This is a genomic window from Nocardia pseudovaccinii NBRC 100343 (assembly GCF_001613225.1).
GTDB classification, from domain to species: domain Bacteria; phylum Actinomycetota; class Actinomycetes; order Mycobacteriales; family Mycobacteriaceae; genus Nocardia; species Nocardia pseudovaccinii.
In genome coordinates this window covers 1-10918 of record NZ_BDBY01000140.1, presented here as the reverse complement: position 1 = coordinate 10918, position 10918 = coordinate 1, and the positions used below count along the sequence as shown (strand labels likewise).

The window sequence follows — 10918 nt, the reverse complement described above, 5'->3', positions numbered from 1 at the left end:
ATCACCGCCGCCCAGGAAGCGGGCCGTGACTTCACCGTCGACTGGGTGCACCTCAAGCTCAACGACCAGGCCCAGCGCACGGTCTTGTGCAAGGACCCGTTCCGCTCTGTCGACGAACGAGTGGATCGGCTGATCGCCTCGATGTAAGCGCTACTCCTCGGCGAGGTAGCGCTCGACGGTCTCGACCTTCGAGGTCATGGCGTCGGTGACGCCCGGGCGGATATCGGCTTTGAGGACGAGGCTGCAGCGGGGCGCCGCGGCGAGGACGGCGTCGGTCGCGGCTTTGACCACGGCCATGACCTCGTCCCATTCGCCTTCGATCGTGGTGAACATGGCGCCGGTGCGATTGGGCAGACCGCTGGCTCGCACGATGCGGACGGCTTCGGCGACGGCTCGGCCGACGTCGACGCCCTCGCCGAGCGGTGTGACTGAGAACGCGATGATCATGGCTCCATAATGGCCGCGCGCGAACCGGATCGGAGTGAATCGCGCGCCGACGCGCGGTCGCGGTGGGCGGCCGATTACCCTGTGTCGAGTGGCGATATCCAAGGTCGAGCGGCTGATGAATCTGGTCATCGCGCTGCTGTCGACCCGGCAATTCCTGACCGCGGAGCGGATTCGGGACAGCGTCGCGGGGTACGAGGATTCGGCCAGCGACGAGGCGTTCAGCCGAATGTTCGAACGCGATAAGAACGAGCTGCGTGACCTGGGGATTCCCTTGGAGGTCGGGCAGGTGAGCCGATTTTCGACGGTGGAGGGCTATCGGATCAACCGTGACGCCTACGAACTCCCCGATATCGATCTGACCAGCGAGGAAGCGGCGGCGGTCGCGGTCGCGGTGCAGATGTGGGAGTCACCGGAGCTGGCGGCCGCGGCCGAGGGCGCGCTGTTGAAGTTGCGTGCGGCCGGGATCCACGTCGAGACTGATGCCGCGGTGGCGTCGGTGCCCGCGGTCCCGGCGCGCACCCGTGGCTCGGATGCGGTGCTCGGCAAGCTGCTGGCCGCGATCGATGCCGGTCAGGCGGTGCGGTTCGAACATCGGGGTGCGATCAACGAGCCGTATGTCATGCGTGATGTGGAGCCGTGGGGTGTGGTCACCCACAACGGCCGCTGGTATCTGGTCGGGCACGATCGGAACCGGGAGGCGGTCCGCAGCTTCCGGCTATCGCGCATCGGCGATGATGTGACCGCCTACGGCCCGCCCAATGCGGTCGGCAAGCCCGAGGGCGTGGATCTGCGTGAGATCGTCGGGACGGTCACCGGCAGCGCCCCGGTGACCGGAACCGCTACGGTGTGGGTGGCCGACGGCCACGGCCGTGAGATCCGTCGACTCGGGCCCGTGCTGGAAGAGCGCACCATCGGCGAACGCCACGGCGTGGTCGTCGAATTGCCCATCCGATCCCGAGATTGGTTGGCGCGCTTGATCACCGGACTCGGTCCAGATGCCGTAGTGCTCGCACCGGAGGAACTGCGCGCGGATGTGGTTGCGCGATTGCGTTCGGTCTTCGACCACACGGAGGTCACCGCATGAGCGAGCGTAGCGAGCGAACAATAGATACAGCCGAGCTCTCGCTCGTGCCGGAGCCGAGCGTCAGCGAGGTGCAGGCATGAGCGAGCGAAAGCCAGGTGTAGCCGAGCGGACGACAGGCACAGCCGAGCGCAGTCGACTTTCGGTTCGGCTCTCACGGCTGCTCAACATGATTCCGTACTTCATCGCCAATCCGGGGATCAGTGCCGCCGAGGCCGCCGCCGATCTCGGCGTGACAACCAAACAGCTGATGAGCGATCTCAACCAGCTGTGGATGTGCGGCCTACCCGGCTACGGGCCGGGCGACCTGATCGACCTGTCGTTCTCCGAGGAGAGCATCGAGGTCACCTTCTCGGCGGGCATCGACCGGCCGCTGCGGCTGACCTCCACCGAGGCGACCGCATTGCTGGTGGCGCTGCGCTCGATCGTGGATATGCCGGGCATGGTCGATCCGACCGCGGCGCATGCGGCGATCGCGAAACTGGAATCGGCCATCGTCGGCGGCAAGACCGTCGACGAGGCCCGCGAACACCTGCCGACCGAGGCCCCGGCGGTATCGACGGTACGTTCGGCGCTGGCCTGCCAGCGCGTGCTGCGACTGGTCTACTACTCGGCGAGCCGCGATGTCGTATCCGAGCGCGTCGTCGATCCCATTCGGATTGTCCTGGTGGACAACAACAGTTACCTGCAGGCCTGGTGCCGCGAGGCCGAAGGAGTGCGACTGTTCCGCTTCGATCGGATCGAGGCGGCCACCGAACTCGACGAGCCCGCCCGGCCACCGAGCCATGCGACCGCGGAGGCCGCCGCACTCGACCTGTTCCAGGACGATCCCGCGGTTCCATTGGCACGCTTGCGCATTCGCGGTGATTACGGTTGGGTACTCGATCAATACCCGATGCACCGGATGGCGGTGCACCCGGACGGCAGCATCGAGACGACCATGCGCTTCGCCACCATGGACTGGATGGCGCGGCTGCTGCTCGGCTTCGGTTCCGGCGTCACGGTGCTCGGCCCGCCCGAATTGATCACCGCGGTGCGCGAACGCTCGAACGCCGCGCTGGCCGCCTACGAATCGGCCGGTTTCCTGGAGACCAGATGAATCGCACGGAGGCTGGAGCGGTGTGAGTGAGGTAGTAGCACCCGCTCGGGTGCTGGTCCTGGGCGCCGGAAGTATCGGGTCCTTTGTCGGCGGAAAGCTGGCGGCGGCCGGCGCCGATGTCACATTCGTCGGCCGCCAGCGGGTGCTGGACGAGATCAGCGCGTCCGGGCTGCGGCTCACCGACCTCGACGGCGGTGACGTCGCGGTGGCGGGGGATGCGGTGCGGGTGTCGACCACGCCGGAGGATGTCGGGTCCGCCGATCTGGTGCTGGTTACGGTGAAGTCGGCGGCGACCGCGGCGGCGGTGCGCGACCTCGACGGCAAGATCCGCCCCGGCACCCTGGTGCTGAGCCTGCAGAACGGTATCGGCAACGACGCGGTGATCCGCGAGATCCTGCCCACCTGCGTGGTGCTGGCAGGCATGGTGATGTTCAACGTCGTGCACCAGCCCGACGGCCGGTTCCATCGCGGTACCGAGGGCGGGCTGGCGGTGCAGGACGATCCGGCGCTCGCACAGTTCACCGACGTATTCGCGCGGGCTGGTCTGCCACTGCGGCGGTATCCGGACCTGCTGCCGGTGCAATGGGCGAAACTGCTGCTGAACCTCAACAACCCGATCAATGCGCTGTCCGGCAGGCCGCTGCGCGAGGAACTGTCCGACCGCGACTTCCGGCGCTGCCTGGCCCTCACCCAGCGTGAGGCGCTCGCCGCGATGCACAGGGCGCGAATTCGCCCCGCCCGGCTGACGCCGCTGCCGCCGGAGTGGATGGCTCGGCTGCTGACTGTTCCGGACGGGATCTTCCGCCGGGTCGCCGCGACCGTACTGGCCATCGATCCGGAGGCGCGCTCGTCCATGGCCGATGACCTCGAACTCGGTCGCAAGACCGAAATCTCCTGGTTGTGCGGGGAGATCGTGAGCCTCGGCGCGATGGTGGGCCTGCCGACACCGGTCAACCAGCGTCTCATCGAACTGATCGTGGCCGCCGAACACGGCGACCGCCGCGACTGGACCGGACCGGAACTGCTGGAGCAACTGCGAACGGCCGCAGGGCGATCTTGAACCCCGCGGGCCGCGGACTTCGTGTCGTACAAGTGCGGTTGAACGCACAGCGAACGCGCACCGACGCGGGCGTTCTCGCATGTCATAGTCCGGTAGCATCGGAGCTACCACATTCTTTGGAGGTTTAATTATGGGCAGTCTGAGCATCTGGCACTGGCTGATCATCGCCGCGGTCTTCGTGATGTTCTTCGGCGCGAAGCGTATGCCCGATGCCGCCCGCAGCCTGGGCCGCTCGCTGCGCATCTTCAAGAGCGAAGTCAGCCAGATGCAGAACGAGAGCAGCAGCGCACAGGCAAGTGCGGCACCGGTGCAGCAACCGGCCGCCGAACTGCCGCAGGCCTCGGCGGTCCAGCCGACGGTCGCGCAGCCGCAGGCCGAGCCCCAGGCCCAGCCGAAGTCGCTCTGAGCCCAGCCTTGCCGCCGGGGTGAGTAGCGAACTCGCTCCGGGCCTAGTGCTGTTGCCCGCCGACCGCTGCGGGCACCGTCGACCCCAGGGGCCAACACACCACCATGCGAATCCCGTTCGATCCCCGGCGCAGTAAGCGCAGGACGAATCCCGACGGCACCATGTCGTTGGTCGAGCATCTGCAGGAGCTGCGCCGTCGGCTGCTGATCTCGATTGCCGCGGTCGTCATCACCACGCTGTTCGGCTTCTTCTGGTACGCGCACACGATCTTCGGCATCGAAAGCCTCGGTTCGCTGCTGACCGGACCCTACTGTTCACTGCCCGCCTCGTCACGAGCCGTGCTCACTACAGACGGCGCCTGTCGTCTGCTGGCGACCGCTCCCTTCGAACAGTTCATGCTGCGGTTGAAGGTCGGTATGACGGCGGGCGTGGTACTGGCTGCCCCGGTGTGGCTCTATCAGATCTGGGCCTTCATCACGCCCGGTCTGTATGCGAAGGAACGCAAGTACGCGGTCGGCTTCGTCACCTCCGGTAGCGCACTGTTCGTGACCGGCGCCGTACTCGCGTATTGGGTTGTCGCGCACGCGTTGAGCTTTCTGCTGAATATCGGCAACAACGCGCAGATCACCGCGCTGAGCGGTACGCAATACTTCAGCTTCATCATCCAGCTGCTCGTCATCTTCGGTGTCAGCTTCGAAATCCCGCTGCTGGTAGTCGGATTGAATCTGGTCGGGGTGCTGCACTACGACAAGCTCGCCAAGTGGCGGCGCGGAATCGTCTTCGGGCTCTTCGTCTTCGCCGCGATCGTGACCCCGCAGGATCCGTTCTCCATGCTGGCCTTGGCGCTGGCCCTGACGGTGCTGTTCGAGGTCGCCATCCAGTTCTCGCGGATCAACGACAAGCGGCGCGCACGTCGGGAGGCCGAGGAATTGGCGGCGCTGGCGGATGAGGAAGCCTCCACGATCTCCGGTCCCGAGCCGATCAACCCCGCCGATTCGATCATGGATCCGGCGGAGAAATCAGCGCGACCCGTGTCGGACTACTCCGATACCCTCTGACCGTGACGTATCACCAGTCGCAGGCGGGCGAGCTGGCAAAGTTCTCCGCCGAGCTGACTTTCGGGTTGGATCCCTTCCAACGCAATGCCTGTAAAGCCCTCGAGGGCGGTCACAGTGTGCTGGTCTGTGCCCCGACCGGCGCGGGTAAGACCGTCGTCGGCGAATTCGCGGTGCACCTCGCGTTGGCAGCGGGCGGAAAGTGTTTCTACACCACACCGATCAAGGCGCTGTCGAACCAGAAGTTCGCCGATCTGACCGAGCGGCACGGGCGCGACCAGGTCGGACTGCTCACCGGCGACCAGTCGATCAACCCGGACGCGCCGGTGGTCGTGATGACCACCGAGGTGCTGCGCAATATGCTCTACGCCTCCTCGGACGCGCTGCGCGGGCTGTCGTATGTGGTGATGGACGAGGTGCACTACCTCGCCGACCGCTTCCGCGGCGCGGTCTGGGAGGAGGTCATCCTGCACCTGCCGCCGGATGTGCGGCTGGTCAGCCTGTCCGCGACGGTCAGCAATGCCGAGGAATTCGGCGCGTGGATGGAAACCGTGCGCGGCGATACCGCGGTGGTCGTGGACGAGACCCGTCCGGTGCCGCTGTGGCAGCACGTCATGGTCGGGCGGCGGATGTTCGATCTGTTCGATACCGACTCCAGCGAGCAGAAGGTGCTCGTCGACGAGGATCTGGTGCGCTATATCCGCCACCGTGAGGCGGCGGACCGGATGAACGGCTGGGGTGGACCGCGCGGTCGCGGTGGCAACCGCAACTTCCGGCCGTTGCCGCGGCCGGAGGTGCTGGCCAAGCTCGATGAGGAAGGGCTGCTGCCCGCGATCACCTTCATCTTCAGCCGAGCCGGATGCGATGGGGCGCTTGCCCAATGCCTGCGTTCGCGACTGGATCTCAGGGGGACGGCAGTCGGCGGAGCCGACGGGGTGGGTAAACACAGCCGTGACGACGAGACCGAAGAGATCGACGCGATCATCGAGAAGCACACCGGGGATCTGCCCAAGGGCGATCTGGAGGTGCTCGGCTACTGGGAGTGGCGCGAGGCGCTGCATCGCGGCCTGGCCGCGCATCACGCGGGCATGCTGCCCGCCTTCCGGCATACCGTCGAGGAATTGTTCGTGCGCGGTCTGGTGCGGGCCGTATTCGCCACGGAGACACTGGCTTTGGGCATCAATATGCCCGCGCGGACGGTGGTGCTCGAGCGGCTGGTCAAGTACAACGGCGAGTCGCACGCCGAGCTGACGCCGGGGGAGTACACGCAGCTCACGGGTCGGGCCGGGCGGCGCGGGATCGATGTCGAGGGCCATGCGGTGGTGCTGTGGCAGCCCGAGGTCGACACCAGCGCGGTCGCCGGGCTCGCCTCCACCCGGACCTATCCGCTGCGTAGTTCGTTCCGGCCGGGCTACAACATGTCGATCAATCTGATCGATCGGATGGGCGCGGACGAGTCGCGGGCACTGCTCGAGCGGTCTTTCGCACAGTTCCAGGCCGACCGATCAGTGGTGGGGCTGGTGCGCGGGATCGAGCGCAATGAGGGGCAGCTACGCAAATTGCGCGATCAGCTCGGCGGCGAGGACGGCGGCTTCCTGGAATACATTTCCCTGCGCGAGCGGATCAAGCAGCGTGAACGTCAGATCGCACAGCAGGGTCGGGCCGATCGGCGCGGAGCCGCGGTCGACGCGCTGGTATCCCTGCGGCGCGGCGACGTGGTGGCCATTCCGTCCGGGCGGCGGGCGGGCCTCGCGGTGATTCTGGAGCCGGATGCCACGCCGGGGGATCCGCGTCCGCTGGTACTGACCGAGGACAAGTGGGCGGGTCGGGTATCGGTCGCCGATTTCCCGGTGCCCGCGAAGACACTGGGGCATATGCGGCTGCCGCGCAAGATCGATCACCGCACGGCACGGACTCGGCGCGATCTGGCATCGGCGTTGCGCAGCACCGGGATCTCGGCGCCGGGCCGGCCGCGGCGCGGTGACCGTTCGCAGGCGGGCGAGGACCGCGAGCTGTCGACATTGCGGCGCAGTCTGCGGTCGCATCCGGCGCATACGCGGCCCGATCGCGAGCAGATGAGCCGGGTCGGCGAGCGCTACAACCGGCTGCTGCGCGAGACCGAGACGATGCGCCAGAAGGTTGCCGCGACCACCAATTCGCTGGCGCGCACCTTCGACCGGATCCTCGGCCTGCTCGAGGAGCGCGGGTTCGTGCACGCGGGCGAGGTGACCGCCGACGGACGGCGGCTGGCCAGGATCTACGCCGAAAGCGATCTGCTGGTCGCCGAATGTCTGCGGCAGGGACTGTGGCGCGGGCTCGGTCCGGCCGAATTGGCGGCGGTGGTCTCCATTCTGGTGTACGAATCCCGCCAGGAGGGCGGCTATCTCGGCGCCAGCGGGCCGACCGAACCGATTCGCCGTGCCGTCGGCGCGACCGTCGGGGTGTGGAGTGAGTTGCGCTCCGATGAGGCACGGCACAAGCTGCCGCCCACCCGTGAACCGGATCTCGGTTTCGTGACAGGTGTTTACAAATGGGCGCGCGGCGATGGGTTGGCCGAGTCGTTGCTGGCCAGCGGTGATCAGAACGCGCCGCTGTCCGCGGGCGATTTCGTGCGGTGGTGCCGACAGGTGATCGATCTGCTCGATCAGATCCACGGAACCGCCGACGATGTGGAGATCGCCGGGACCGCGGCCAAGGCCGTCCGCGCGATCCGACGGGGTGTCGTAGCCGTGGACGCCGCGTAGCCGATTCGATTGTGATTTGATTTCTTTCGCGTACCGACCGTGGCGGAGGAGTCGGACAGGATCGCACCTCATACCGGATTGGTCCTGTTGTGCGACGAGTCTCACGCGGGGGGCTACCGTGTGTATAACGATGCGAGTGGAGGCAACCAGATGAGCGGCCCGTACGGACCGAACGACGCCCCTGGTCCCGGGGAGGGACGCAACGATCCCACCCAGCAGTGGGGCGGACAGCAGGCACCCGGTGCAGCCGGGCCTACTCAGCAGTGGGGTGGTACCCCGCAGGCGCAGCCGACTCAGCAGTGGGGCGATCCGAACGCGCAACAGCCGCAGTGGGGTCAGCCGAATCCGCAGAGCCAGCCGAGTCAGCCGCAGTGGGGTCAGCCGAATCCGCAGAGCCAGCCCAGCCAGCCGCAGTGGGGCCAGCCCCAGCCCAGCCAGCCGAGTCAGCCGCAGTGGGGGCAGCAGCCGACCCAGCAGGACTGGTCCGCGCAGCAGGGGCAGCAACAGCCCTGGCAGCAGGGCCAGCAACAGCCGTGGCAGCCGCAGACCCCGCAGCCGAGCAGCGGCGGTAAGAGCAAGGGCCTGTTCATCGGCCTGGGTGTGCTCGCGCTCGCCGTCATCGGCGCCATCGTGGTGCTGGTGCTCGTCCTGACCAGCAAGGACGAGCTCGACCAAGCCGCCGTTCAGGACGGCGTCAAGAAGGTGCTCTCGGATTCTTACGGAATCCAGGACGTCGCCGACGTCTCCTGCCCCTCCGGCCAGCAGGTCAAGGTCGACGCGACCTTCACCTGTGACCTGAAGGTCAGCGGCGAGCAGAAGAAGGTCACCGTCAAGATCACCAAGGACGACGGAACCTACGAGGTCGGCCGTCCGAACTGACGGTTCTTCGGTCGGCAGGTCGGCGAGCGGGCGTCGGTGGGGCGACCCCGCTTGCGGCGGGCCTGGTAGGCGAGCGCGGGTACGGTGGCGCGGCGACCAGGCGCTCCGCAGGTAGGTCCAACTGCTGAGTCGGGCGGCGCCCGCCGAGTTGTTCGCCTGGTGGCGCAGAGATTTCGCCTGGTGGCGCAGAGATAGCGACGGCCTCGCGCAAGCTGTGCAACCTATGCGAGGTCGTTACTGGGTATACGAGGCCTCGCACTTGTGCGTGACGATCGGTGCGGTCACCCCGAGCGCGCCGCGGTCAGCGCCGCGATCAGGCGGGTGATGGGGCTTTCCGCGTTGTAGGCGGTGGCCAGTTCGCGGAGGCGGTCCGGGTCGGCGGGGGTCGTGGGGAGGGTGTCGAGGCAGGACAGCTCCACATCGGCGTCGCAGACCACGCGAGTGACCGGGGCGGCGGCTTTCAGGTAGGTCTCGGCGGCGCGGAGTTTGGCGCGGATGCCCTGGGCCATATCGGCTGCGGGATCGTCTACGGCCGCGGTGAGCGCGTCGAGGGAGCCGAAGCGGGAGATGAGCATCGCGGCGGACTTCTCGCCGATACCTGCGACGCCGGGCAAGCCGTCGGAGGAGTCGCCGCGCAGGGTCGCCATATCCGCATAGGCCGGGCCCGCATTCTCCAGTGGCACACCGTATTTCGCGGACACCTCGGCGGGGCCGAACAATTCGGCCTTGGCCAGACCACGACCAGCGTAGAGCACGCGCACCGGCGGTGCCGGATCGTCGCGGACGAGTTGGAGCAGGTCACGGTCGCCACTGACAACCACCACCGGATCGGTGCGCTCGCGAGTGGCCAGGGTGCCGAGCACGTCGTCGGCCTCGAGTCCGATCGCGCCGCCGGTGGCGATGCCTGCCGCGGCGAGCACGTCGAGGATCATCTCGACCTGCGGGGTCAAGGTGTCCGGCACGTCCTCGGCGCCGGGTGCCGCATCCGCGGTGGTGTCGAGACGGTGGGTCTTGTAGGTCGGCACCAGCGCCACCCGGAATGCGGGGCGCCATTCCAGGTCCAGGCAGACGACCAACCGGCTCGGCTTGTGCTTGGTGATGAGCGAGGCGACCATATCGGTGAAGCCGCGCAGGGCGTTCACCGATCGGCCGTCGGGTGCGGTGATCTTCTCCGGAATCGCGTGGAACGCGCGGAACCACAGGCTCGCGCCATCGAGCAACAGCAGGGGCCCACCGGAAGTCGCAGTGTTCACGCCGCTGAGGCTACCTGTCCGCAACGACAACCTCGGGTGATCGGTATTCGTATTCGGGTTGATGTCGGGGACGGGTAACGTCGCACGGTATGAGCTCGCACACGGAGTCCCGATTCGCGGCGGATGTCTACGGTGATCGACTCGAGCGGGCGGTGCAGTCGATGCGCGCCGCTCATCTGGACGCGCTATTGATCACGCCGGGGCCGGATCTGCGCTATCTCATCGGCTCGGCGGCGGAGTCCTTCGAGCGACTGACGTGTCTGGTGATCACGGCTGACGGCGCCACCCCCTCGGTGGTGATTCCGAAGCTCGAGCTGGCTTCGCTGGAGGGGTCGGCTGCGGGTGAACTCGGTTTGCAGGTGCTCGATTGGGTCGACGGCGTCGATCCGTATCAGCTCGTGAAGTCGTCGCTGCACGTCGGATCCCGGGTCGCGGTCACCGATGTCATGCCCGCACTGCATCTACTGCCGCTGGCCGAATCCGTCAGTGGACTGCCCACTTCGGCCACGCCGGTGCTGCGGGAACTGCGAATGATCAAGGACCAGGCCGAAATCGAGGCTCTGCGGCGTGCCGGTGCGGCCATCGACCGGGTGCATGCGCGGATGGGTGAATTCCTGCGCGTCGGGCGCACCGAGGCCGAGGTCGGCGCTGACATCAAGGCGGCGATCGTCGAGGAGGGGCACACCGAGGCGGCCTTCGTCATCGTCGGCAGCGGCCCGCACGGTGCCGACCCGCACCACGGCGTGTCCGATCGCCGCATCGAAGCCGGAGATGTGGTGGTGATCGATATCGGCGGCCCGGTCGACCCCGGCTACTACTCGGACTCGACCCGCACCTACGTCCTCGGTGCGCCCGAGTCCACCGTGGCAACACAATTCGGGGAACTGGAGCGCG

At 67.3% G+C, this 10918-nt stretch carries 10 protein-coding genes and 1 pseudogene; 9 read left to right on the top strand and 2 right to left on the bottom strand.

Annotated elements, in window-relative coordinates; genetic code table 11:
- A pseudogene (locus NP3_RS47985) lies at positions 1–147 on the top strand (Pup--protein ligase); the annotation flags it as partial.
- Positions 148–150: 3 nt separating this feature from the next.
- Here NP3_RS47985 and NP3_RS16870 read toward each other — a convergent pair.
- Positions 151–447, bottom strand: coding sequence for an MTH1187 family thiamine-binding protein (locus NP3_RS16870; protein WP_063042405.1), 297 nt, complete (start codon positions 445–447; stop codon positions 151–153).
- A gap of 88 nt (positions 448–535) precedes the next feature.
- Between NP3_RS16870 and NP3_RS16865 the strand changes: the two genes are divergently transcribed.
- The 7 genes from NP3_RS16865 to NP3_RS16835 all read left to right on the top strand — a co-directional run bounded on the left by NP3_RS16865 (position 536) and on the right by NP3_RS16835 (position 8771).
- A complete protein-coding gene (locus NP3_RS16865) occupies positions 536–1531 on the top strand; it encodes a helix-turn-helix transcriptional regulator (protein WP_157124359.1) in 996 nt (331 codons plus the stop codon).
- 76 nt (positions 1532–1607) lie between these two features.
- Positions 1608–2627: a helix-turn-helix transcriptional regulator gene (locus NP3_RS16860; protein ID WP_063042399.1), complete on the top strand. Its 1020-nt coding sequence runs from the start codon at positions 1608–1610 to the stop codon at positions 2625–2627.
- Positions 2628–2649: 22 nt separating this feature from the next.
- Entirely contained in the window at positions 2650–3687 is a 1038-nt protein-coding gene (locus NP3_RS16855; protein WP_063042398.1) for a 2-dehydropantoate 2-reductase, read from the top strand.
- Between the two features lie 130 nt (positions 3688–3817).
- Positions 3818–4093 (top strand): Sec-independent protein translocase subunit TatA, encoded by a 276-nt coding sequence (tatA, locus tag NP3_RS16850; protein WP_040691476.1) that lies wholly within the window; start codon positions 3818–3820, stop codon positions 4091–4093.
- A gap of 104 nt (positions 4094–4197) precedes the next feature.
- A complete protein-coding gene (gene tatC, locus NP3_RS16845; protein ID WP_063042396.1) occupies positions 4198–5151 on the top strand; it encodes a twin-arginine translocase subunit TatC in 954 nt (317 codons plus the stop codon).
- Positions 5148–7892, top strand: coding sequence for a DEAD/DEAH box helicase (locus tag NP3_RS16840; RefSeq protein ID WP_063042394.1), 2745 nt, complete (start codon positions 5148–5150; stop codon positions 7890–7892). The genes tatC and NP3_RS16840 overlap by 4 nt, the downstream gene beginning before the upstream one ends.
- A 150-nt stretch (positions 7893–8042) precedes the next feature.
- Positions 8043–8771, top strand: a complete 729-nt coding sequence (locus NP3_RS16835) for a DUF4333 domain-containing protein (protein WP_063042403.1) — start codon at positions 8043–8045, stop codon at positions 8769–8771.
- 281 nt (positions 8772–9052) lie between these two features.
- Here the strand turns inward: NP3_RS16835 and NP3_RS16830 are convergent, their stop codons facing one another.
- The gene (locus tag NP3_RS16830) at positions 9053–10024 is read right to left on the bottom strand and encodes a 5'-3' exonuclease (RefSeq protein WP_063042392.1); all 972 of its coding nucleotides are present in this window, start codon (positions 10022–10024) and stop codon (positions 9053–9055) included.
- Between the two features lie 89 nt (positions 10025–10113).
- Between NP3_RS16830 and NP3_RS16825 the strand changes: the two genes are divergently transcribed.
- The coding region (locus NP3_RS16825; RefSeq protein WP_063042390.1) for a M24 family metallopeptidase at positions 10114–10918 on the top strand (805 nt) is incomplete at its 3' end.

Bases quoted from the DNA above. Each gene is read 5' to 3' on its own strand.
- tatA (WP_040691476.1), top strand. From the start codon at position 3,818: ATGGGCAGTCTGAGCATCTGGCACTGGCTGATCATCGCCGCGGTCTTC.
- tatC (WP_063042396.1), top strand. From the start codon at position 4,198: ATGCGAATCCCGTTCGATCCCCGGCGCAGTAAGCGCAGGACGAATCCC.
- NP3_RS16835 (WP_063042403.1), top strand. From the start codon at position 8,043: ATGAGCGGCCCGTACGGACCGAACGACGCCCCTGGTCCCGGGGAGGGA.
- NP3_RS16870 (WP_063042405.1), bottom strand. From the start codon at position 447: ATGATCATCGCGTTCTCAGTCACACCGCTCGGCGAGGGCGTCGACGTC.
- NP3_RS16860 (WP_063042399.1), top strand. From the start codon at position 1,608: ATGAGCGAGCGAAAGCCAGGTGTAGCCGAGCGGACGACAGGCACAGCC.